Origin of the sequence: Agriterribacter humi (assembly GCF_009192765.1) — a bacterium.
GTDB lineage: Bacteria > Bacteroidota > Bacteroidia > Chitinophagales > Chitinophagaceae > Agriterribacter > Agriterribacter humi.
Genome location: NZ_VOHQ01000002.1, coordinates 118,071 through 142,734 on the forward strand (window position 1 = coordinate 118,071; position 24,664 = coordinate 142,734).

A 24,664-nucleotide genomic window follows, 5' to 3' on the forward strand; every position below is an offset into this window, starting at 1 on the left:
ATGAAATATACGTTTCACCTCATTATAGCTTTCCAGTTGCTGTTCGGTTTATCCTGCAGTAAAAGTTTCCTGGAAAAAAAGCCACTGGATTTTATTTCACCGGATAATTACCTCACCAATGATGCGCAGGCTAAGATATTATTGAATGGTGTGTATACCAGTCTTGACTTTATCGGAACCAGCAATGAAAATCAAAAAATGTTTCCTTTTCAACTGGAGACCACGACCGATGATGTGTATGATTCCCAGCCCTGGCACAATACTACAGAATGGGCAAGAGGCCAGGGAAACAGCAACAGTCCCTGGGCAAGGTGGAAATGGGACCTGGATTTCCAGGGTATTTCCCGGGCCAATGTTTTTCTGGCTGGCATGACAGCAGCAACGTTTGAATCGGCTGACAGGAAAAGGTATATCGCAGAAGCTAAATTTCTCCGGGCCTGGTTTTACCATGACCTGGTTGTGTATTACGGAGGGGTGCCACTGATCCTTACACCCGGCGACCTGAGCAACAGCTTTCCTACCCGTAACAGCAAGGAAGAAGTAATCGGACAGATCCTAAAAGACCTGGAAGAGGCGATCCCTGATCTGCCCAGGCAATATGCTGCAGATGAAGACCGCGGAAGGATAGCCAAAGGAACAGCCATGGGATTGAAAGCGCGGGTATTGCTTTATAATGAGCAATGGGAAGCTGCTGCTGCTGCTGCCAAAGCCGTGATTGACCTGGGCGTATACAGCCTGTTTCCCGACTACCAGGGATTGTTCCTTGAGAAGAATGAAAACAGTACAGGACAGGAAATTATGCTGCAGGTATATTATACGCCTGATATCATGCCTTCTTTCATATATTATCCTATAGGTGTGTATCCTGCTTTTGCACCAACGCTCCAGTTTGTGAATGCCTACTATATGAAAAACGGGTTACCCATTGACCGGGCTGGTTCAGGGTATGATCCCGAAAATCCATATATGAACAGGGATCCAAGATTAAATGCTTCCATCTTTTATCCCGGTTCTAAATACGTAAATTATATTATAAAAACGCCGGATCCTGCCATTTCCAAGGACTCCGTAACCATCCCTTCCTGGTTACTTAATGAGAGCGGTTTCCGGGCAAAGAAACACTTTGACGGAACCCTGATGAATATCGAAAAAGAAGGCCATAACAAATGCTTTATGCGGTATGGAGAAATTTTACTTACGTATGCTGAAGCGCAGAATGAAGCCCAGGGTCCACAGGATTGTTATGATGTGATTGACCAGTTGAGAAGAAGGGTTGGAATGACGACTTTGTCGGATGCTATGCCGGGATTATCTAAAGACGATATGCGAAAGGTGATCCGCAACGAACGCAGGGTTGAACTGGCTTTTGAAGGTACGCGGTGGGCAGATATCCGTCGTTGGAAAATAGCAGAACAGGTAATGGTGGATGCAATGGGATACGATAATACAAAACTGGTGGCTTATCCCGGAGATGGATTAGGCACTTCGCCCGACTGGAAATATGAGCCGATGGTCATTGATCACCGTTCTTTTAATGCCAACAGAGATTATCTGTGGCCCATACCGCAGAAAGAAATCAATGCGAACCATAACATGGTGCAGAACCCCGGGTATAATTAAGGGTGTTATTACCTGCAGTCAGCTTAAAACCATTTACCATCCGGTCTGTTAACAGGATCATTAAACGTTTACAATAATGCGCAAACCAAATAGTTTATTATATTTTATACTGGCAGTCGTGCTGCCGCTGATGCACGGGGCGTGCAAAAAAGACACAGCCCTTCCCCAGCTTTCGAAAACAACACTCAAAGCAGTGGGGCCCACCTTCGCTGATATCCAGGGCCGCGTGTATGTGGAAGGTAGTTCCGCCATTATTCAAAGAGGCGCCTGCTGGGAAATGAAAACCAGTGCAGGTGATTCCAAAGTAGTGCAGTTCCCTACTATTCAGGCTGATACCATGCACGCAGAAGGAGGTACTGGTCTGATCAATTTACGCGTTACGGGATTACAGCCAGACACTGCTTATTATGTACGCTTTTTTGCTATTAACGGCGATGGCGTTCAATACAGTTACCCGGTACTGGCCCGAACTCCCCCCATACCAGCCGGTGGTGTTTTTGTAGAGGGTTTCCTCATCGGGCAAACATTCAGCATGGGAAGTCTTGTTGGAGCGCCGGACGAAACACCGGTTCATGAAGTAACACTTCCCAATTATTTTATTGCTACACATGAGGTTACCAACACCCAATATTGCAAATTCCTGAACAAGTTGGATAGCGCAGGACAAATTTCCCCGGAAGGCGCCGTAGGAAACCTCGAATATATTGATATGGATGATGAGGATGTGCTGATCGTGTATGATAACAATGCGTTTCGTCCTAAAACAGGATTTGAAGATTATCCCGCAGTAGAAGTATCGTGGTATGGTGCAAAAGCATATTGTAACCTGTTTGGTTATACGCTGCCAAGTGAAGCGAGCTGGGAATTTGCGGCAAGGGGTGGATTATTAACCAACAAATATATCTATGCAGGCAGCGATAATGCTGCTGACGTTGCATGGTACAACAGCAATGCAGGCGATCAGTTACACCCTGTTGGTCAAAAACAGGCGAATGAACTGGGTGTGTATGATATGACCGGCAACGTATGGGAGTGGTGCGAAGACTGGTACGGCGCCGATTATTATGCAAACAGTGGCATTGATAACCCTACCGGTCCTTCTTCAGGAGAGCATAAAGTACTGAGAGGAGGTTCCTTTGCCGAGGAAGCTTTTAGCAGCACCAAACGGTATTCCGTTTCTCCCGATGCCACGGAAGCTAATATTGGTTTCCGGGTAAGGTACTGACAACATCGTAATTGAACATTCAGCATCACAAATCATTCTACATTGTTATGAAAAAAATATTCCTTCTTCTGATACATGTCATGCTGTTCGCAGCCTGCACAAAAAAAATGGATTACAATCCGGCAGTAACGCCTGCCGTTGAAACCAAATATCCTGTGAATGTAACGGCTTCCACTGCGGAACTCGTAGCAGATGCACCTGATGGCGGCGGGGAGGTCCTTTCTCGCGGATTCTACTGGATATATCAAAGCCCGGAGATGTTAAATACAGATGGCTCTGTAAATATGTCTCTGGCAGATAGTCTTATTATTAAACAGGGTACAAAAACGGAATCGGATCCCAAAGGAGACTTTAAAAAGAAAATAGAAAACCTCGTAAAGGATACGGCGCTGTTTGTAAAAGCCTATGCCATTAATGCAGCAGGAACCACGTATGGAGAAGTTGTTGCTTTCCGTTCCTCCAAACTGGTGGCTCCAACCGTTACCATCAACCAGGAATATGAAAGCATCGGCGATACTGCCGTAATAGCTGTAGGCGAAGTAACGGCTGTGGGTGGAGACCTGGTTACCGAACGGGGGTTAATATGGGGAACACATGAAGACCCGCTGCTCAATACAAACAAAATGTTGTTGGGTGAAGCACAGGGTAGCTTTACATATACCATTCCATCGCTCGAATTATTTGTGAAATATTACATCACTGCCTATGCCGTGAATTCATTGGGTACTTCTTATAGCGAACCGTTGATCATTGTATTTATTCCGCCAACCTTTACCGATGCAAGAGACGGTGAGGTATATACGGTAAAACAATATGGTGGTGTGATCTGGATGACACAGAACTTCCGGCATCTTCCTGATATAGGCAATGCCGCAGGGATATGGGTACAGGAATATATGGGATCCAGCATCCCGGAAGCGAAAGCCACGCAGGAGTATAAAACCTACGGCGCATTATATAATCTTCAGCAGGCTACTGACCTGGCGCCGGAAGGGTGGCATTTGGCCACCGATGAGGAATGGAAAAAACTGGAAATCATCTCCTCAAACGGAGCATTAACTCCGGAAGCGGCTAACGCATTGGAATGGAGAGCCGCCGGTGGTGGCAGGCTGAAGGGATGGGATGGAGCAAACAATGATATGGCGTTCAATTTAATGCCCGGCGGTAAACAATGGTGTGGTGGGGCTTTCCAGGAGCTGGGCGTATGGGCGCACTACTGGGCGGCTAAAGAGGGTCATCCTTATGACTCCTTTTTCCGCAGGATGCTGGCAGGCTGGGATAATAATATTTTCCGGCAGGATTCTAACGTTGATGGATACCCTGTGTGTGCCGGTATGTCGGCCAGGTATGTAAAAGATTAAGGTTTCCATAAACAACTAGCATGTATTAATGTATTACCTGTTAACCGGATGCCTGTATTATGGCAGGTATCCGGTTACATTTCATCCGGAGAACCTGGTAGAAACTTCAATTGATTCAAACAACACTTTTATCCTGTATGCGCCTTATCATCATTTGCGTTTGTTTATTATCTATTTCTTTGCCTGCATCTGCACGCCACCCCGTTGAAAAAGCACAAAAAAATATTCAACTGGAAAACAGGCAACTGGCATTGGCATTTGATCCAGCAACCGGGGCGTTGACTAAACTGATCAATAAAAAAACCGGCGATAATTATATCAAAAATCCCGCAGGCGGAAACCTGTTCAGGTTATACCTCAACGCAGGTAAAATGCCGGATCTTTCAGCAGGACCGCATAATGGAAGCGACGGAGGTGTGCTTGTGGATCCTTCCGGTTGTATCCTGGAGCACTTTTCCCTGAACAAAAAAAAGGATGTTACTGAGCTCATTTTACAGATCCGCCCGAAAACATTTGCTGTTAAGGTAAAGGTTACCATCACGCTCTCCAATGCCGCGGATTATTTTGATTGCTCGCTGGCCGTTACCAATGGTTCAGATGCGTCCTGCCGCATATATTCAGCTTTACCTTATTTCTCAGGCATCAGTCTTGGAAATACAGCCGCGACAAATCTCGCCGTGAATATGTGGGACAGGGGTTATCCCGGCATTAAAGCATGGGAAAAAAACAGTGGGGGGGTATACGGCAGGGATGTTTCCATGCAATGGCAATGTGTATATGAGCCTGCGTTGGATGAGGGATTGGCATTTATAACCATGGATACTGCTTTCAGCAATAAAATCCTTACCTGTTTCCCGGGTGGGGGGATGCAGTCCTTATACTTTGATACCAAAGAGATACAACCTGGTCTTTCCTTTCAATGGCCAACCGCCCGCGTGGTTGTTTTTAATGGCAACTGGCGCACTGCTGCGAAAGTATACCAGGGTTGGGCCAATGAATATCTCAAACCGAGACCCGTGCCCCGGTGGTATACCAATGAAGTTGCCATACGGGGAAGTAGCTGGATTCCTACGCGGGAAGCTGTAGAAAAGAACAAATCAACTCAACAGCCCCATAGTTTTACTTCTTTCCGTAATCTGTTGCATTTATATCAGGGTGGTTATTCGGATTGCCTGGAAATGGCCATGTGGAATGAAGGGGTGAATCTTTGGCCGGAAACCTATGGGCCCTGGATGTCTTCAGGATTTCTTGACTTCCGCTCAGACCTTGGTGGAAAATCAGCTTTTGAAGAAGGTGTAAAAAATGTGCATCGCTTTGGCCGAAAAGTAGCCATGTACGTTGCCGGATATGGCATCAGAACAACCAGCCCGTTGTTTAAGGATGGTGACTGGAAAAAGTGGGCGATCGTTAATAATAAGGAAGGCGAAATCAATTTTGGTTACCGCGGTGAAAAGGAAACGGAGATCTTCGGCATTTTTAACTGCCTGGGATATAAACCCTGGCAGGATAACATCATACGGGTCTGTACCATGCTTGCCAGGGCAGGCGTTGATGAAATACGACTTGATGAAATCGGCTTTCCGTTCAAGCCCTGCTTCAACCAGGAGCACCATCATGCCAGCCCGTATGATAGCCAGGTATGGACGCGGGAATACCTGAGAAGAATCCGGGAAGCGGTAGATCAAATCAATCCACAAATGGTGATCTCCACCGAATTTTTCATGGACTATTTCCATACTTATACCAACGGCGCCCTGGTAATGGACTGCAGCGGTAAGGAAATTGATGCGATGAAAGTGGCCCTGCCGCAGTACATGGCCATGTCTTACCATGCAGGCGCTGCAGAAGCTGCTATCACAGGTGCCATCATGGGTAAGCCCGAAGCATACCGGCTCAACTGGGCCTGGACCGATAAAGGAACAGAACGGCCCGATGATTATCCTTCCGGACCCGGCATCCGTTTACCCTTTTACGAATTGTATCCAACATTTGCAGAAACGCTGGTGAAAGCGGATATCACCGACCAGGATCCGACCGCCGCGCAGGACCCCGCATGGATGGGACATCTTTGGAAGAACAAAGATTACTGGCTTTTAATAGGAGGGCATGATGATATCAGTGCGCTGTCCGCGGGCGAAATAGATGTGATGCTTCCGGAACTGCCTGAGAAATTTAAGTATGCTTTTGAATTTAATGTGCAGACCCTTGAGATGAAACCAATACCCATAACGCGCAGTAAAAAAGGTATATCCGTAAAACTGCATCACCCATTGTCGTTGGTATTTTTCCCTGCTGTTTCCTGCCCGCCACTGCCGGTCATAGAACAACTGAACCGGAAGCTAAGTGCCGGATCAGGGATGCAGGTGGCTGTAAAACTTTTCGCTCCCTGGAATCCGCTATCTGAAAAAAGAAATATTTCATCGCTTGTATTAAAAGCACCTGGCTTTGAGGTGAGCAAAGGAAAAGTAAAAGGAGATACTGTTTATTTTGATATTCAAAGTCCTGTTGGTATTGAACCCAATAATTATTTTTTACAGGTACAAAACAATCATTGCATGCCACGCAGGCAATGGTTCCAGGTAGAATAAATCAGTGATCTTTAATTATACTTATAAAACAATATAAATGCTTTGGTTCGGGGCTATTTATAATAAGGGAGAGGATTTCCTCTTCCTTTCTTTACATTTTCTTTCCATAGAGAAAATGTTCATCCATTCAACCCGGAGTATTCCATATGCATCAATTACTATCATGAAAAAAATTACCTGCTTCGTTTGTGCCTTATTTGTAATGTGGAGTACACAAGCCCAGAACAAGGATATTACCTATACTGTGCCTGCCGCTTCCTGGCCGGAACAATTCGGAAATCACCGGGCGGTTATCAACATCAAAGAGCCTGCGGATGCCGTGCATATTAATTTCCTGTGGAGAAGGCATGATAAGGATCCTGAAACAAGAAAAATGCAGATCGTATCTGCTGCAACAGGAACGGAAGTGCCTAATATTCACAGGGTGTATATTGATAAGGAAAGATGCGAGCTCGTTTTTGGTCCTGTAAAAGAGGCGGGAGAATATTACTTTTATTATCTTCCTTATACACCGGAACTTAAGCAATACAGTCCAGGATACTATCTTGATCCTGAAAAAAAACCTGCTGCTTCATGGACGCAGCAACATGCATTGGCTGACAATCCCTCCGCTTTCCATAATGTACAGGAAGCTACCGTTAAGCAAATACAGGCGAGATCATCTTTTGATAGTTTCTACCCCATGGAAGTCACCGCCACAGCCAAGGAAGTAGATAGCTTTCTGCACAGGAACACCGCAGATTTTCTTGTTTTTGCAGAAGACAGGACTTATCCCATCCGAATGCCGGATGCCTTGCCCCTACGCTGGATTGAAAAGCAACCATCGCTAGCCTTCACCGGGCATGCACTGAAAAATGAATATTATGCTTTTCAACTCGGCGTAATCGCAGCACGTAAAAACATTGAAAATATTAAACCGGTATTCTCCGATTTAAAAGATGCCAAAGGCAACACGATTCCTTTATCGGCAATTACCTGCTTCAATACCACCGGTGTGGATACGAAGGGGAAGCCCTTCACCAAAAAAGTACATATTATACAGGGAAAGGTGCAGCCACTCTGGATCGGGATAGATATTCCTGCAGGGGCAGCACCGGGTAATTACCAGGGTATGATTACTTTGGCTGCTGATAACGCGAAGGAACAAACGATAAAACTGCAGCTCAGTATTGCTGATTCAACCCTGCCCGACCGGGGCGACGGTGAAACATGGCGGCATTCAAGGCTCCGGTGGCTGAATTCCACCCTGGGCATCAATGATAATCCAACGTTACGTTATAAGGCGCTGCAAGCAACAGGTAACCGCATTGAAGCTACAGGAAAATCCGTGTTGCTGGATTCCTATGGATTACCCGCTCAAATCAATATCACGGATAAAAGTATTTTAGCTGCTCCCGTGCAATTTGCTGTGGAAATCAACAACAGGGTAGTGGTTTTTCCGGCAGGAAAATTTTCTATTACAGAAAAAAAGCCTGGTATTATCAAATGGAAAAGCAGGATCGAAAATGACAGCTTGTTGCTTGAATGCAATGGAGAAATGGAGTTCGATGGAAGGCTTAGCTACAAATACCGCGTGCAGGCAAAGATCCCTGTGCATATCCAGGATATCCGTATCGCTTTTCCCATGAAAAAAAAATTTGCTACCTACCTGGTAGGTATGGGCAGAATGGGCGGTTTTACACCCAAAAATCATATCTCCCGCTGGCTGAAAACAGAAGACAGTTTCTGGATAGGCGAAACAAGCGGCGGACTCCAATGCGAACTGAGGGGTGGCCGCTACCATGGCCCGTTGCTGAATTTATACCAGCCCAATCCGCCAGCCAGTTGGTTTAATGGCGTGAATGGCGGTTTCAGGATTGACAGTGATGAGCAAACCGTTACCGCATCTGCATATAGTGGAGCAAGAAAAATGAACGCGGGTCAATCCGTTGATTACGAGTTTGCGGTATTGCTTACGCCAGTAAAAGCAATGGACATGAAAAAACAGTTTACAGAACGGTATTTCCATAGTCCGTATCCTACTCCCGAGGTGATTGCAAACGGAGGGAATGTGATGAATATTCATCATGCCAACCCATACAACCCTTTTATCAATTATCCATTCATCGCGCAAAAAGAAATGAAAGGCATTACGGAGCAGTGGCATGCAAAAGGATGGAAGGTCAAAATATATTATACGGTCAGGGAGCTGAGCAATCATCTTACCGAAATATGGGCCTTGCGCAGCCTGGGCAATGAAGTATTGTCCGGTGGAGACGGTGGTGGTTACCAGTGGCTGCAGGAACATCTCGTAACGGATTATTCACCGCAATGGTATACGCACCTGGGTAATGGGGTAGTGGATGCCGCTATTCTGAACGGCAGTGAATCGCGCTGGTATAACTATTATATTGAAGGATTAAACTGGCTGGTAAAAAACATGGATATTGACGGGCTGTATCTCGACGATGTTTCCTTTGACCGCAATATCATCAAAAGAATGCGCAAGGTAATGGAGCTTACCAAACCCGATTGCATGATTGACCTGCATTCCAATACCGCATTCTCCCTGGGTTCTATGAACCAGAACCTGGAGATGTTCCCTTTTATAGATAAAACATGGTTCGGCGAAGGATTTAATTTTGACCTGATGCCGGCCGATTTCTGGTTGACCGAAGTAAGCGGAATACCATTTGGCATTGGCAACGATGTATTGATGCACATGAGTGTAAACAACAGGAGAGGGATGAGTTTTGGAATGACCCATCGCGGGTTTGTTCCGATGTGGAAACTTTGGGATGAATTCGGCATTGCTGAAGCGCAGATGAGAGGTTATTGGGAAAAAACGCCCGTAGTTACTACAGATCACAAAAACATCGTTGCCACCGCATATGTGAAAAAAGGGAAGACGCTGATTGCAGTGGGTAGTTGGGAAAATAAACCGGCTACGGTACACTTAAAACTGAACTGGAAAGTACTGGGCTTAGATCCTGCGAAAGTAAATATTACAGCACCTGCCATAGATGATTACCAGGTGAAGAGAACCTATAAACCAGGGGAACCGATTTTAATAGATGCCAAAGGAGATTGCCTGTTAATCGTTTCTGAGCGATAAGCGCTTACCTGCTTTTTTATTACTTACAAACAAGTCCTCAAAATTGTATACGATGAAGTATGTCATGAGTTTTTGTGCATTGGTTTTTTTTTCAGTCATATCTGTCGCGCAGCAGCAGTCGCAGCTTACGGAGAAAACGATGTCCATGCCAACGTATCCTTTTTCTGACCCTAATCCGATTGCATCTCCCGTTGAAGCCTATCCCAATATGTATCCTTATTATAGATTTGATGGGTATACCAACGAAGCCGTTCCTAAAAACTGGAAGGTCGTGGAACTGGAAAATCAATTTATCAAAGTGCTGATTTTCCCGGAGATCGGGGGCAAGATCTGGACCGCCATCGAAAAGAAAACCAACCAGCCTTTTTTATATTATAATCATGTGGTTAAGTTCCGTGACATTGCTATGCGTGGTGCATGGACCAGTGGCGGTATTGAATTTAATTACGGCATCATCGGGCATACGCCCAACTGTTCAACACCCGTGGACTACAGCACCCGAAAAAATGAGGACGGAAGCGTGAGCTGTTTTGTAGGCGCCCTTGATTTGATCACCCGGTCTACCTGGAGAATAGAGATCAACCTGCCCGTTGGTAAGGCCTATTTTACCACACGGTCTTTCTGGCATAATTCTAATTCTATCACCCAGCCTTATTATCACTGGATGAATGCAGCTATTCCTTCCGCAGGTAACCTGGAATTTATTGCACCGGGAAATCATTATATCGGCCATGAAGGCGAAGTGGGAAATTGGCCGATAAATACAAGCAATGGAAAACAATTGTCTTTTTATGAACAGAATGATTTCGGGGAATATAAGTCCTATCATGTGATGGGAAAACAGGCTGATTTTTTTGGTGGCTACTGGCATGACAAAAATTTCGGGATGGCGCATTATTCCCACAAAGATGATAAGCCTGGAAAAAAATTATTTATCTGGGGATTGTCTGAGCAGGGGATGATCTGGCAAAATATTTTATCTGATCATGACGGGCAGTATGTGGAAGTACAGGCCGGGCGACTGTTTAATCAGAATGTGGAAACCAGTTCCTTTACCCCTTTTAAGCAAACAGGTTTTGCACCTTATGGCATGGATACCTGGTCTGAATACTGGTTCCCCGTGCTACAAACAAAAGGGATCTCTGTGGCTAATCCATACGGTACCCTGCATGTTCAAAAAGACAGCGGTAAACTCGCGCTGTATTTTTCACCCGTTGCCGCCATCTCCGATTCCATCCAGGTTGAAGCAGCCGGAAAAACGCTGTACAGACGGTTTGTATCCCTGGCGCCGCTGGATTTTTTTTCAGACTCAATTTCAAGCCCTGACCTCAGCGGAAATATAGTGGTTAAGATCGGTAAGCATAAAATGGTATATGATGAAAAAGAAGAGAAGGATACTTTGACGCGTCCTTTATATGCTCCCGCGGGTATAGATAACAGTGCGCATCATCTGTACCGGGTTGCTACCGACAGGCTGCAACAAAGATTTTACGGCGAAGCGGAACGTTACCTCAGGCTGGCACTTCAAAAAGACAGCTTTCATGTTCCTTCCCTAACCGCTATGGCATGGCTGAAGCTGGAGTCTATGCTATATGATTCGGCTGCTTTGTATGCCCGCCACGCGCTGGCAATCGATACATACGATGGCGCTGCCAACTATTATTTTGGATTGGCCAGCCTTTCACTTCGCAAGAATGGCGATGCGTTGGATGCGTTCAGTATGGCAACGCAGTCAACGGAATTCCGGGGAGCTGCTTATACGGAACTGGCGAAAATACAGCTCAGGAATAAACAATATGCGGAAGCTGTGGCATACGCCGATAAGGCGCTTGCATACAATGCAAAAAACAATACAGCTCACGAAATCAAAGCCATCGCCTTCAGGCACCAGCATTCCATGCAGCAGGCATCAGCCTTGCTGGGCGAATTGTTACAGAACGATCCGCTTAATCATTTTGCCCGGTTTGAAAGATATTTATCGGATAGCATAAAGTATCCTTATACCTACTTCAGTATGCTTATCCGGAATGAGATGCCTTCCGAAACAATGCTTGAGCTTGCGATAGCCTATTATAACAGAGGTTGCACAAAGGAGGCAGAACAGTTGTTGACCAGAATATCCGGTCATCCCGAAGCGATGTACTGGTTGGCCTGGATATACCATCAAAGCCAAAGACCATATACCCCCTGGATCGAAAAAGCAGAAAAGCTTTCACCCGCATTCATCTTTCCGTTCCGCCATGAAACTGCATGCATTTTGGAACAGCTTACCCACGAAAGCCATTCCTGGAGAATCAAATATTACCTGGCACTTATTTACAGAAGCCATAACAGGATCAATGACGCAGGCGAGCTGTTGCATGCCTGTGGTACAGCACCTGATTATGCCCCGTTTTATATTACCAGGATGAACACCACTCCGCACGATGCCCCGGTCACACTGAATCATCTCAACAAGGCGATAAGCCTTGATCCATCCAACTGGAGATACCATAAACTCCTTACTGAATTTTTTATCGGGCAGCAACGGTATAACGAGGCATTGGATGCTTGTGAAGCATATTATAAAAAACATGCTTCCGATTATAAAATGGGCATGCTGTATGCGAAAACACTCCTGCTCAACCAGCAGTATACCAAAGCGGATAAGGTGTTGGCCGGATTGTATATCATTCCCTTTGAAGGCGCTACAGAAGGACATGAGCTTTATCGCGAAGCAAAACTGATGCAGGGCGTTCAGGCACTCCATCAAAAAAAATATGTAAAAGCGCTGGGTTTTCTTAAACAATCGAAAGCATGGCCCACACAGCTTGGATCAGGCAAACCATATGAACAGGATATGGATCAGTTGGTACCCGATTTTCTCGAAGTGATCTGTTATGAGGCATTGGGGAAAAAGGCGGCATCGGAAAAAATCATCCAGACCATTGTTCAGCGTCCGGCGACATATAAAATAAAAAACAGCAGTCTGCTGGTAAAAGCCTGGGCAATGGATAAGAGTGGACTTGGAACAGGTAGCGGCCTGGAATTTTTGACAAGCCAATTGAAAAAACATCCTTCACAAAAAATTATACGATGGAGTTTTAATATGTACACCGCACAGGCTTTTCCGGAACTGTCGGTTCATGAAAAAGATGCTGATATAAGGGTTCTTGAAGCTATTGCATCAAAAATTGAATAATTAAAACAAAGTTATTGCAAAACTTTGCTTAAAATGCTACACCAGGAGAAGGAGTTACATAAATGATTGTACCACAGCCTGAACTGCCTGTATCCTAACTTTATAAATAGTCAAATTAGATTTATTAAAGGTGAATCCTGATCGCACTTCCGCATTTTATAATTCAAACCCAAATTCACTCCCCATGCCGAAAGTGCTTTTCACCCATATTTTTCCACCCATGGCTTCAATAAATTCCTTGGAAATAGCCAATCCCAATCCCATGCCTTCTTTTTTACTGCCGGGTACTTTAAAATAGCGATCAAATATTTTTGGCAGGTGTTCTTCGGCAATGCCGCTACCGTTATCGGTTACCACAAAAACAACTTTTCCATTCAACGATTTTATGGAAAGATCAATAACACTATTATCGGGTGAATGTTTAATAGCATTGGTTAAAAAATTAATTAATACCCATCCGGTCTTTTCTATATCGGCCAAAACAGGCGGCAGGTCATCAGCTATTTGCCTTTGAATGCCAATGTTTTTTTCTTTTGCTGCGCTAATAACAGCCGCTATCGCCGCATCCGCAATGGTTGCGGCATTTGCCATTTGCCTGTGCAATTGTATATGCCCTGTTTCCACCTGCGATATATTAAGCAGTTCGCTTAATATTTTCAGCATCCGTTTATTGTCATCTTTCAAATGTTGTATCAACTCTTTTTGCCCGGTAGAGAGGGCTCCTGTTCTTTCGTCATCCAGCAACTTCAGCCCAAAATCGGAAGATGCCAGCGGGGTTTTTAGTTCGTGCGATATGGTTGCGATAAAATTTGTTTTTGCTGTATCCAGCTCTTTAAAAGAGGTAATGTTTTTTAATACGATTACCTTATTCCCACCTGTTTCATCAGAAAGTTCGAGGGTTTCCTTGGTAAAATAATTCTCCTTATCATTCACTACCACTTTAAAAAGCGTAGTGTTTTTTTCATCCAGCAGAAACCGGAACAGGTCATTTTTGCTGCTTACTTCATCGGCGGTTTTCCCTACTATATCATCCGTTTGCAGTGAAAGCAATTGTAAGGCCTGGTTATTGGCAAACAGCACGGTATTGCTTTTATCAATGCCAATGCTTGCGTCTTTCAGACTATTAATAACCGCTTCTGCACGTTTTTTTTCAAACATTAATTTACTGAGATTGCTGCTGGCATAATATTCAAGTCTTTCGGCCATGGTATTAAAAGCATCGGACATCTTACCAAATTCATCCTTACGGTCTATATGAATACGGTGCCCGTAATTTTTCGCGGCAATTTCCTGTATTCCTATGGTAAGTTCATTTATGGGATTGGTAAGAACAGACGGAAAGTTGTAGGAAAAGGAAAGTGCCACAATAAAGATCAGTGCGGCCATCATTGACAGGTAGCCCAGCGCTTTTTCCGCTGTTTTTTCAGATATTTTGTTTTTGGCTTCAATTGCCGCCATATTTAAATGGAGAATATGCTGCAATTGGTTCCTGATACCAGCCATAATGGAAAGTGTGGTGTCGGCCGATTTCAGTTTGTTGAAGTTTACACGTATAGCATGAGTTCCTTCTTTTTCGCCGGGTTCGGTGGTATTGGCTTCCTGCTGACGCAACGCCGTTTCAAAAACAGCTAATGATTTTTGAGGATGTACAAAAAAACTATCTAATGCCGACTGCATGGCATGGCAGTATTCCAGCGATTCGTAGTTGTTTTTTAAAATAACTTTTGAAACCTGTTTCAGTTGTACCAGGTAATAAATGCCAACTCCTCCCGCCATAAGCAGCAGCACGAAAAGAAAAAGCGTACCCGTTCGTATTTTATTCTTTACACTCGCCATCAGGAAAGAATTACAAGATCCACATCGTTTTTAGATAATGTTTTTAACAACTGGTTGAATATACCTGTTCGCAAAGCGATTTGAAAAAGATTAATATGGGGTTTACCTACGCAAACCGTGGTTATTTTTTTTTCGAGCACTGTTTCCATGATACTTGCCGTAATATCATCATTTTTTTTCTGTATTACTTCTGCACCCAGCTCGGTTGCGTTTTTAAAGTTATTGATTAAGTGCCGCTGCACCGCCAAAGGTATTTTTTCCATACTTTCTTTTGGTGTTTGCACATAAAGCACAAACCACTTGCTGTTGTAATACGATGCAAGGCGCGCTGCTTTACGTATAATGCGTTGCGCTATATCGTGGTTAGAAGAGATACAGGCAAGCAGGTATTCATGCCGGAAAGGCTGGGTTTTGGCCGTAATCTCATGATCTACTTTTCGCTCTACCTGTCCCGCCACTTCCTTAAGCGCCAGTTCACGCAACTGTAAGATTTTTTCCGGCTGAAAAAAGTTGGTAAGTGCTTGTTGTACTTTGGTATGATCATATATTTTTCCTTCTTTGAGCCGTTTTATCAGGTCCTCCGCCGTCAGGTCAATGTTCACTACTTCATCTGCCAACTGAAGCATTTTGTCGGGTATCCTTTCTTTCACCTCTATACCCGTAATTTGTTTTACATCTTCATTAATACTTTCAATATGCTGGATATTTACAGCGGTAATTACATCAATACCCGCATCCATAATATCCAGTACATCCTGCCAGCGCTTTTCATTTTTGCTGCCGGGTATATTGCTGTGCGCCAGTTCGTCTACAATAACAATAGCCGGGTGTAATAAAAGTATGGCTGCTACATCTAATTCTTCCAGCCTTTTTCCTTTGTAAAAAGCCTCACGCCGGGGTACAGCCGGTAAGCCTTCAGTCAATGCCTGGGTTTCTTTTCGGGCATGTGTTTCAATATAGCCAATACGAATGTTTACCCCATCATTGAACAGGGACCGGGCTTCCTGGAGCATGCGGTAGGTTTTACCTACGCCGGCACTCATGCCAATATAAATTTTCAGCTTCCCTTTACCGGCATTGGTTGAAAAGTATTGATCACCATTCGTATGTATTTCACCGGTATTCATTGCAACGAAACAGCTATTGAAAAAGTAATAAATGTGGTATTGTTCCCTGCACCGTCCTTTTTTTCAAAAATGGCATCTTTACTGTGCAAAGTTCTTCCTTCCAATCTTATCAGCGCATTTTTTACAGGAGCATAATCTACGTTAACGGAATAGCCGGTTGTTTGAAAGCCATTGGCACTACCCGTTGCAATGATCACCTGGCTTTTATCGCTATAGTGCTCGCCTCTTACCGCTATCGCCCATTTGCTACTGATGGTATATTTTAAAATACTCACGGGGCTATACCACGTGTTGGTGCCGTTACCGGAAACCGTTTTTTGCTCCGCACCAATATCAAAACCGAGCGTTAAAGTAATTTTATCATTTAGGCCAACAATGCCATAAATATTATGAAAAGCCCTTGTTAGCCTTGCCGAATCCGGTTTGTCGGTTCCAATAAAAGTACTGTAGTTCAGTAAAACTTTGTCGGATGGTTTGTATTGAATTTGGGTGCCCCAGCTCATTAACGAATTTCCATCTACCCGTTTAATACGTTGCCAGCCATTTAACGCCAGTCCGCTGAATAACCATTTTTCATTTTCAGTAATAAAGGTAAGTTTAACCCCGGCCTGATAATAAGGTGAACTTTCTGCAGACATGCTTCTTGTCAGCGTTGGGCAATCCTTGCTCACCGCGCTTTCAAAACCTATATGTGAGGTAAATATGCCCGCATCAAGCCAAAGGCTTTTATTCCTGCTCAGTTTTATGCCCGCGCTGGCTTCATAAATGTTTTTTAAAACATCCGGTTCTGCGCTATAGTTGGCGCTCATGTAAGTGCCGGCCGATAGAGCAAGACTGGCTCTTACTTTTTCGCCCGTATACGAGCCTTTTAAAAAACCGAGATTCAAATTAAACTCGTTCTGCCGGTTATGGCTGTAAATAAAGCCCGGGCGATTGTGATGGGATGGGATATTGAAATCATAAGCATAATATGCTTCTACATAACCACTCCATGTTATGGTAGTGTTTTGTTTTTCTTCCTGTGAATCATTTTGCGCGAATGTGGCATTGGTTGCCAGCAGTGCGAATACGATCAATACTTTTTTCATTGTTGTTCAGTTGTGACATGAAATTTTTATGATCATTCAATATGGCATGCCATCCCTATTTTAATTTGTCCAGGGCGATGTTAAGTTTCAGTACATTTATTTTTGATGGACCCAGCAAACCCAGTAATGGCTTTTGGGTATGATTTGCTACAAGTGTATGCAATTGATCTGCGGAAAGGTTGCGGGCTGCGGCAATACGTTTTACCTGTATACTGGCTGCGGCGGGAGAAATATCAGGGTCGAGCCCGCTACCGGATGCTGTAACCAATTCTACCGGGATAGCACTTTTAGTTATACCGGGATTATGTACTAAAAAGCTATCAATTCTTTCCTGTACTGTTTTTAAATAGTCGGGATTAGAAGGTCCCTTGTTGCTGCCTCCACTTCCGGCCGCATTATAATCCACGTTGGATGGACGCCCCCGGAAATATTTGTCATCGGTAAATTTTTGACCTACGTTGGCATAGCCTGCCACTTTACCATTTACGGATAACTTTTCACCATTACCTCCACCAGGCGTTGCTTTACCCACGGCGGCAATAAATAGGGGATAAATAACAGCGAGTAGTATAATGAATACTGCTGTAAGTTTAATGGATATTAACAGATTCTTTTTCATATAATGTTTTTAAATTTGAATAAATCATTTTTATGGAAGTTGTAATCAGGGTGTCGGGAGATGAATTCATTGAGATCATATCCTGCTACAGACACTATGCGTAATTATTTACATCCATACACCCAACACCATATCAATTAGTTTGATACCGATAAAAGGAACGATAACGCCTCCCAGTCCATAAATCACTAAGTTTCTTCTTAACAAAGCGCTTGCACCAATGGGCTTGTATTGCACACCCCTTAATGCCAGTGGTATTAATAAGGGAATAATGATCGCATTGAAAATGACCGCCGATAAAATAGCTGATTCAGGACTTTTGAGATGCATGATATTTAATGCCTGTAACGAAGGAATGGAAGCGATGAACAATGCCGGTACAATGGCAAAATATTTGGCCACATCGTTGGCTATGGAAAAAGTAGTTAATGTGCCGCGGGTAATTAATAACTGCTTACCAATTTCCACTACTTCTATCAGCTTGGTGGGATCATTATCAAGATCAATCATGTTGCCGGCTTCCTTTGCAGCCTGGGTTCCACTGTTCATAGCTACGCCCACATCCGCCTGCGCCAATGCCGGTGCATCATTGGTACCATCGCCCATCATCGCCACTAATTTACCAGACGCCTGTTCCTGTTTAATATAATTCATCTTATCCTCTGGTTTTGCCTCGGCAATAAAATCATCCACACCGGCCACACCGGCTATATATTTAGCCGTAAGCGGGTTATCGCCGGTTACCATTACGGTTTTCACCCCCATTTTGCGCAATCGTTGAAAGCGTTCCTGTATGCCAGGTTTAATTACATCCTGCAACTCAATAACACCAATGACTTTTTCATTTTCCGATACCACAAGCGGGGTGCCGCCGTTTACTGAAATTTCTTTTACTTTTTGAATAATTTCCGGCGGGATGGTATTGCCCGTTTTTTCCACCATATTTTTAATGGAATCATATGCGCCCTTACGGATACGGGTACTGTCAAAATCAATACCGCTGCTGCGTGTTCCGGCGGTGAAGGGAACGAACCGGGGATTATTGACCGGATAGCGGGCGGGATTAATACCAGCCAGTTCAATAATTGATTTGCCTTCCGGTGTTTCATCGGCCATCGAAGCAAGCATGGCACACTGCACGAAATGCTTTTCATCAATACTGTCAGATTTATGGAAATGAGTTGCCTTCCTGTTTCCGATTGTTATTGTTCCGGTTTTGTCTAATAATAAAACATCCACATCTCCAGCGGTTTCCACCGCCTTACCGCTTTTTGCTATTACATTGGCGCGCAGGGCTCTGTCCATACCGGCAATGCCAATAGCGGATAATAAGCCACCAATAGTGGTTGGTATTAAACATACAAACAGGGAAATATAAGCGGCGATGGCGATGGGCGTTTGCGCATAATCGGCAAAAGGCTTTAACGTAACACAAACAATCAAAAATAGGATGGTAAATGAAGCCAGTAAAATAGTGAGGGCAATTTCGTTGGGTGTTTTTTGCCGGTTGGCCCCCTCTACCAGGGCGATCATTTTATCTAAAAATGTTTGGCCCGGTTCGGTAGTTACTTTTACAACGATCTTATCCGATAATACTTTTGTACCTCCCGTTACTGATGATTTATCTCCGCCTGCCTCTCTTATCACTGGCGCCGATTCTCCGGTGATAGCGGATTCATCAATAGTAGCGATGCCTTTAATAATTTCGCCATCCATGGGTATCACATCACCCGCTTCGCAAACAAATCTGTCTCCGGTCCGCAATTGCGAGGAGGGTACTATTTTTATTTCGTCAACATACATTTCTCCAATTGGAAATATCTTTTTTGCAGCGGTATCCTGCCTGGTTCTGCGCAGACTTTCCGCCTGCGCTTTTCCTCTTGCTTCCGCAATGGCTTCAGCAAAATTGGCGAATAGCACTGTTATAAAGAGTATGGCGAATACGGTAATATTATACCATATAGCACCCTCCGAAGTATCACCCGATAATAAGGTGTAACCTGCAACACCCAGCATTACCAGTGTGCCCAGTTCAACGGTGAACATCACGGGGTTTTTGATCATGAAACGCGGATGCAGCTTAACAAAGGACTGCATGAAGGCTGCTCTCATCAGGGCAGCTTGAAATACATTTCCCAAACGTTTATTTGTTTTCATAACTATTCAATCATTTAAGTGAAAAGAATTCCGCAATAGGACCTAGTGTTAACGCGGGGAAAAAAGACAATGCGTTGATGATGATGATTACGCCAAAAGTCATCACTCCAAAAGTGAGTGAGTCGGTACGCAGTGTACCCGGGGATTCCGGAATGAATTTTTTGTTAGCCAGCAAACCTGCGATAGCTATCGGCCCAATAATGGGAAGGAACCTGGCCAATAGTAAAACAAAACCCGTAGTTACGTTCCAGAAGATATTATTATCACCCAGTCCCTCAAAACCACTTCCGTTGTTTGCGTTGGCAGACGTGTATTCGTATAACATTTCCGAAAAACCATGATAAGAAGGATTATTAAGCCAGGCTCCCGGTTGTACCGCCCATGCTGTTTCAGGATGATTCGCCACCATAAAAGCAGCCAGTGCTGTAAACCCTTTTATCAAAAAAGCAGATAACAAAGTAACCACGGCTGCGATCTTTACTTCACGGGCTTCCACTTTATGCCCCATAAATTCAGGGGTTCTTCCAACCATCAGTCCACCAATAAAAACAGCTATAATGATATAGATAAAGTAATTGAGGATACCAACACCGCAGCCGCCATAAAATGAATTGATCATCATGCCTAATAATTGCATCAGCCCCGATACGGGCATAGAACTATCGTGCATGGAGTTAACCGATCCTGTGGAGATGACGGTGGTAATAATGCTCCAGTAAGCAGAGGCGGCGGGGCCAAACCGCACTTCTTTTCCTTCCATGGCGCCTGTTGGCTGCATAACTCCTAACTTTTCAATTGCAGGGTTGCCACTCAGTTCAGCAATTACAGCAGGCACTAATAAACAAAGTATACCTGCCGTCATCACTCCAAAAATTACATTGGCTAATTTTTTTCTTTTTGTATAGAAGCCGAGTGCAAAAATCAGTGCAACCGGTATAATTACCTGTGCGGTTATTTCAACCATATTGGTGAAATAATTTGGATTCTCCAGGGGATGAGCGGAGTTGGCGCCAAACCAGCCGCCACCATTGGTACCCAAATGTTTGATTGCGACCATGCCCGCGGCGGGACCTCTTGATACCTGCATCGTATCGCCTTGCAGGGTGGTGATGGTATCTTTTCCCTGATAGCCGGAAGGCACACCATTAAAGGCCAATAGTATGGCAACAACAATACTTAGCGGTAATAATAACCGGGTGATTGATTTGGTAAAGATGACCCAGAAGTTGCCGAAGTTATTGGTTGTTTTTTCTTTCCATGCATTAAATACACCTATCACAGCGGCAATGCCGGTAGCGGCACTAACAAACTGTAGAAAAGTAACAACAAACAACTGGGTTAAATAAGTCATTCCCGATTCGCCGGAATAGTGTTGCAGGTTGCAGTTTACCACAAAGCTGATGGCCGTGTTAAAAGCCAGGTCGGGTGTTTGTGCGGGGTTGCCATCGGGGTTCAGTGGAAGCTTATTCTGAAACAGTAACATAAAAAACGCATACACTAACCATAGCATATTTATGGTGAGCATGGATTTTAAAAACTGTTTCCAGTCCATGTTTTTCGTGGCGTCAATACCGCTGATGCGGAAAATGAGTTTTTCCAGTGGGTTCATAAAATCCGTTACCGTTTTTTGCCCGCCAAAAACTTTCGCTACATATTTCCCTAATGAATAAGCTAATAGTATGGTGAGCAAAAAAGTAATAACAACACCTGTTAATTCTGTATTCATTTCAAAATTTTTCTGGTTTTAATAGTACATATACCAGGTAGCCCAGTACCCCAATAGACAGTATAAATAAAAAAGTCATCATGGTTTTACATTTTTTCAAAAAAGTCAACTGACTTAAAAAACAGCCGGAAGCATGAAAGCATGATTAATAATAAAAGCGCAGTAAGCATATTTTAAATTTTAGTTGAATGACCGTAAAGCCTGCTGCACGGTAAGGCTTTTTCAAGGCAGACGGGAATTTCATATTCGTTGATCATTTTAAATAGTTTATGGCTTAATGCCAAAATAAGTACCAAGTCTGTGTAAAGCGATTGAATGCGCCATAGCAGGAGATTGTATGGCTTCTGTTAAAATCAATACATAAAAAACCCTTTCATTTTGAAAGGGTGCATGCTATCGTTTTGAAAGGGGGTTATTTGATCTGGTACTCCTCCAGCTTGCGGTATAAAGTGGTTAAGGCGATATTCAGCAGTTTAGCGGTTTCGGTTTTATTGCCATTGGTATAACGCAATACTTTTTGAATATGCGATTTTTCGGCGTCCGCCAGTTCAAATGAAGTAAATTTTCCGCCTTCCTTATTTCGCGTATCGCTATTTTTAATATCATAAGGCAGATCGTCAATAGTGAGTGTTGTACCATCAGCCAGCAATACGCTACGTTCCATTACATTTTTCAGCTCCCTGATATTGCCATTCCACGGGTATTGTTTCAGCGCTTCAATAAAGCCGGGGTCTAAGGAATGTATTTTTCTGTTTGTTTTTTGGGCGAATACCTTTGCAAAATATTCAGCAAGTAGTGGTATGTCTATTACCCGTTCCCGCAAAGGCGGTAATTCAATTTGAAAAACGGAGAGGCGGTAATATAAATCCGGGCGGAAATTTCCTAACGCTGCTTCCTTTTTCAGGTTCCGGTTGGTTGCGGCGATAATACGTACATTCACTTTTACCGCTTTTGTATCACCCAGCCGGGGGAATTCGCCGGTTTCAATTACCCGCAGCAATTTAGCCTGCAACTCAGGGGCCATTTCTCCTATTTCATCTAAAAAAAGCGTGCCGTTATGCGCTTCTTCAAAAAAGCCCTTTTCATCTTTCATAGCGTTGGTAAAGGCCCCTGCTTTATGACCAAAAAGCTCATTCTCCAGCAGATCCCTGGAGAATGCCGAACAGTTGAGTGCTACAAATGGTTTTCCATTTCTGCTGCTCAACTGGTGAATAGCCTGGGCAAATACTTCCTTTCCTGTTCCGGTTTCACCTGTAAGCAGTACAGTAGCATCTGTGACCGCTACTTTTTTAGCTAATTCAATGGCAGCCAAAATAAGTTTTGATTTACCTGTAATGTTATCGAATGAGTATTTTTGGCCTACCTGTTTTTCCAACTGCATTATTCTTTTTGCCAGTGCCACTTTTTCGGTAGCGCGGAATAAAAGAGGAATGATCTTATTGTTATCATCTCCTTTTGTTATATAATCAAAGGCGCCGCTTTTAATAGCCTGAACTCCATCTGGTATATTTCCAAATGCAGTGAGTAAAATAATTTCAGTTAAGGGATGTTTTGATTTGATTTCTGAAACAAAATCAACACCATTTCCATCGGTAAGTTTTACATCGCATAACACAACATCAATATCTTTTTGCGATAATATTTTTTTGCCTTCCTTTAGAGTGGCCGCCTGTTCCACTATAAAGCCTTCAAGGGCAATAATACGGCTCATCAATTGCCTTATAGTTGCTTCATCATCAATAACGAGTATATTTCCCTGCATACCAAATTAAAGTACAAAGCTATCTGAAAGGAAGCAAAGATTGAAGATTTAAGGTGATGTGATTTATAGTTGTATTTGCTTCGGTACGCCCGCTTTATACAATACCGCCCTTGTATCAGTGCTTATGGTATAGGTTTCAGCAGCACCCACTAATACAGATTCCCCCTTTTTTAAATGAAGCGTTTGTACAGGAGTTGCCATATCAGCTTCTCCTTCTGCAATCAATAATATTTCTGCAGAAAAAGCGGTATGCCTGTATGTGGTTTGTTTGTCGGGCATAATTTTGCTTACTTCAAAATCGGGAACAGGACAATGATATACAGTTTCTGCCTCCTTTTCTTCTCCATTCATGATTTGCGGAACAATGCCTTCAAACAATGTGTGTTTTAGCAACTCGGGCACATCTATATGCTTGGGAGTTAGCCCACCGCGCAACACATTATCAGAATTAGACATCAGTTCAATATTCTGTCCTTCTAAGTAGGCATGTGGTACACCTGCCCCCTGGAATATGGCTTGCCCGGGGTGTAACTGTACAATGTTAAAAAAATAAATAGAAAATACCCCGCGGTCAATACCGGTATAATTGCCATTGTGCGATGTTACTGTTTTACATGCCCAGTATGCCGGGTCGGATTTTGATAACTGGTTGGCCTTATATAATGGTTCTGATTGGTGAAGTAAGGGTTCCAGCATACCATCAACCGTAGCCTGCGGTAATTCCATCACCTGTTTGTATAATCCATAATAACCTTCTTTTTCAAATACGGGCAACAGTATTTTAAATGCCTCTGTTTGCTGTAAGGTTTGCAGCAGCAATTTCTTTTCTTTAAAACCATGCAATAACCAAAACTCGCTTAGTGCCAGCATTACCTCAGGCTTATGGTTATCATCCTTGTAATTGCGGTGCGGCGCATTAAGCGGGATCCCGGCTTCATTTTCCCGCGCAAATCCTTTCTCCGCTTCAGCTTTGGAAGGGTGTACCTGTATAGACAGCATATCCTTTACGTCTAATACCTTAAAGAGATAAGGCAATTCACCAAATTGCCGGGCAACTTTTTCTCCGAGCCATTCAGGTGCGTCTTCTTTAATTAATTCATTTAATGCCATACCCTTGTTTTCATTCCACTGAACAATGGAAGGATTGCTGTTATGCGCACCCATCCAGTATTCGGCATAAGGTTGTTGTGCAGTATTGTTTATACCTAATAATGCCGGTATATATGCTGTTCCACCCCATGCATAGTGTTGTACTTTGCCTGTGAGTTTATACATAATTT

The 24,664-nt window shown here is 43.7% G+C and carries 15 protein-coding genes; 6 read left to right on the plus strand and 9 right to left on the minus strand.

Features of this window, described 5'->3' with window-relative positions:
* The 6 genes from FRX45_RS03695 (at nucleotide 1) to FRX45_RS03720 (ending at nucleotide 13,069) form a co-directional block, all read left to right on the plus strand.
* Nucleotides 1-1,620 carry a RagB/SusD family nutrient uptake outer membrane protein gene (locus FRX45_RS03695; RefSeq protein ID WP_193311572.1) on the plus strand — a complete coding sequence of 540 codons (1,620 nt, stop codon included), beginning with the start codon at nucleotides 1-3 and terminating at the stop codon, nucleotides 1,618-1,620.
* Between the two features lie 76 nt (nucleotides 1,621-1,696).
* Complete coding sequence (locus FRX45_RS03700) at nucleotides 1,697-2,845, plus strand: formylglycine-generating enzyme family protein (RefSeq protein WP_152267062.1); 1,149 nt, start codon at nucleotides 1,697-1,699, stop codon at nucleotides 2,843-2,845.
* Between the two features lie 47 nt (nucleotides 2,846-2,892).
* Nucleotides 2,893-4,206 (plus strand): fibrobacter succinogenes major paralogous domain-containing protein, encoded by a 1,314-nt coding sequence (locus FRX45_RS03705; RefSeq protein WP_152267063.1) that lies wholly within the window; start codon nucleotides 2,893-2,895, stop codon nucleotides 4,204-4,206.
* Nucleotides 4,207-4,343: 137 nt separating this feature from the next.
* Entirely contained in the window at nucleotides 4,344-6,794 is a 2,451-nt protein-coding gene (locus FRX45_RS03710) for a DUF6259 domain-containing protein (RefSeq protein ID WP_152267064.1), read from the plus strand.
* Nucleotides 6,795-6,957: 163 nt separating this feature from the next.
* A complete protein-coding gene (locus tag FRX45_RS03715) occupies nucleotides 6,958-9,888 on the plus strand; it encodes a glycoside hydrolase domain-containing protein (RefSeq protein ID WP_152267065.1) in 2,931 nt (976 codons plus the stop codon).
* Between the two features lie 52 nt (nucleotides 9,889-9,940).
* Complete coding sequence (locus FRX45_RS03720) at nucleotides 9,941-13,069, plus strand: DUF5107 domain-containing protein (protein WP_152267066.1); 3,129 nt, start codon at nucleotides 9,941-9,943, stop codon at nucleotides 13,067-13,069.
* Between the two features lie 156 nt (nucleotides 13,070-13,225).
* Here FRX45_RS03720 and FRX45_RS03725 read toward each other — a convergent pair whose 3' ends face one another.
* The 9 genes from FRX45_RS03725 to manA form a co-directional block, all read right to left on the minus strand.
* The gene (locus FRX45_RS03725) at nucleotides 13,226-14,905 is read right to left on the minus strand and encodes a HAMP domain-containing sensor histidine kinase (protein ID WP_226804930.1); all 1,680 of its coding nucleotides are present in this window, start codon (nucleotides 14,903-14,905) and stop codon (nucleotides 13,226-13,228) included.
* Entirely contained in the window at nucleotides 14,905-16,032 is a 1,128-nt protein-coding gene (locus tag FRX45_RS03730; protein WP_152267068.1) for a sensor protein KdpD, read from the minus strand. Before FRX45_RS03730 ends, FRX45_RS03725 begins: the two co-directional genes overlap by 1 nt.
* Complete coding sequence (locus FRX45_RS03735) at nucleotides 16,029-17,120, minus strand: porin (protein WP_152267069.1); 1,092 nt, start codon at nucleotides 17,118-17,120, stop codon at nucleotides 16,029-16,031. The genes FRX45_RS03730 and FRX45_RS03735 overlap by 4 nt, the downstream gene beginning before the upstream one ends.
* A 55-nt stretch (nucleotides 17,121-17,175) precedes the next feature.
* Nucleotides 17,176-17,739: a K(+)-transporting ATPase subunit C gene (locus FRX45_RS03740; RefSeq protein ID WP_152267070.1), complete on the minus strand. Its 564-nt coding sequence runs from the start codon at nucleotides 17,737-17,739 to the stop codon at nucleotides 17,176-17,178.
* A 108-nt stretch (nucleotides 17,740-17,847) separates the two neighbouring features.
* A complete protein-coding gene (gene kdpB, locus FRX45_RS03745) occupies nucleotides 17,848-19,896 on the minus strand; it encodes a potassium-transporting ATPase subunit KdpB (protein WP_152267071.1) in 2,049 nt (682 codons plus the stop codon).
* Nucleotides 19,897-19,906: 10 nt separating this feature from the next.
* Nucleotides 19,907-21,622: a potassium-transporting ATPase subunit KdpA gene (gene kdpA, locus FRX45_RS03750; protein WP_152267072.1), complete on the minus strand. Its 1,716-nt coding sequence runs from the start codon at nucleotides 21,620-21,622 to the stop codon at nucleotides 19,907-19,909.
* 1 nt (nucleotide 21,623) lies between these two features.
* A complete protein-coding gene (kdpF, locus tag FRX45_RS23805; protein WP_193311604.1) occupies nucleotides 21,624-21,704 on the minus strand; it encodes a K(+)-transporting ATPase subunit F in 81 nt (26 codons plus the stop codon).
* 330 nt (nucleotides 21,705-22,034) lie between these two features.
* Nucleotides 22,035-23,384 carry a sigma-54-dependent transcriptional regulator gene (locus FRX45_RS03760; RefSeq protein WP_152267073.1) on the minus strand — a complete coding sequence of 450 codons (1,350 nt, stop codon included), beginning with the start codon at nucleotides 23,382-23,384 and terminating at the stop codon, nucleotides 22,035-22,037.
* Between the two features lie 63 nt (nucleotides 23,385-23,447).
* Entirely contained in the window at nucleotides 23,448-24,659 is a 1,212-nt protein-coding gene (manA, locus tag FRX45_RS03765; RefSeq protein WP_152267074.1) for a mannose-6-phosphate isomerase, class I, read from the minus strand.
* Between the last annotated feature and the right edge of the window lie 5 nt (nucleotides 24,660-24,664).

Coding starts and splice junctions, on each gene's coding strand:
- FRX45_RS03695 (WP_193311572.1), top strand. CDS start 1: ATGAAATATACGTTTCACCTCATTATAGCTTTCCAGTTGCTGTTCGGT.
- FRX45_RS03705 (WP_152267063.1), top strand. CDS start 2,893: ATGAAAAAAATATTCCTTCTTCTGATACATGTCATGCTGTTCGCAGCC.
- FRX45_RS03760 (WP_152267073.1), bottom strand. CDS start 23,384: ATGCAGGGAAATATACTCGTTATTGATGATGAAGCAACTATAAGGCAA.
- FRX45_RS03720 (WP_152267066.1), top strand. CDS start 9,941: ATGAAGTATGTCATGAGTTTTTGTGCATTGGTTTTTTTTTCAGTCATA.
- FRX45_RS03730 (WP_152267068.1), bottom strand. CDS start 16,032: ATGAATACCGGTGAAATACATACGAATGGTGATCAATACTTTTCAACC.
- manA (WP_152267074.1), bottom strand. CDS start 24,659: ATGTATAAACTCACAGGCAAAGTACAACACTATGCATGGGGTGGAACA.
- FRX45_RS03740 (WP_152267070.1), bottom strand. CDS start 17,739: ATGAAAAAGAATCTGTTAATATCCATTAAACTTACAGCAGTATTCATT.
- FRX45_RS03710 (WP_152267064.1), top strand. CDS start 4,344: ATGCGCCTTATCATCATTTGCGTTTGTTTATTATCTATTTCTTTGCCT.
- kdpA (WP_152267072.1), bottom strand. CDS start 21,622: ATGAATACAGAATTAACAGGTGTTGTTATTACTTTTTTGCTCACCATA.
- FRX45_RS03715 (WP_152267065.1), top strand. CDS start 6,958: ATGAAAAAAATTACCTGCTTCGTTTGTGCCTTATTTGTAATGTGGAGT.
- FRX45_RS03735 (WP_152267069.1), bottom strand. CDS start 17,120: ATGAAAAAAGTATTGATCGTATTCGCACTGCTGGCAACCAATGCCACA.
- FRX45_RS03725 (WP_226804930.1), bottom strand. CDS start 14,905: ATGGCGAGTGTAAAGAATAAAATACGAACGGGTACGCTTTTTCTTTTC.
- kdpB (WP_152267071.1), bottom strand. CDS start 19,896: ATGAAAACAAATAAACGTTTGGGAAATGTATTTCAAGCTGCCCTGATG.
- kdpF (WP_193311604.1), bottom strand. CDS start 21,704: ATGATGACTTTTTTATTTATACTGTCTATTGGGGTACTGGGCTACCTG.
- FRX45_RS03700 (WP_152267062.1), top strand. CDS start 1,697: ATGCGCAAACCAAATAGTTTATTATATTTTATACTGGCAGTCGTGCTG.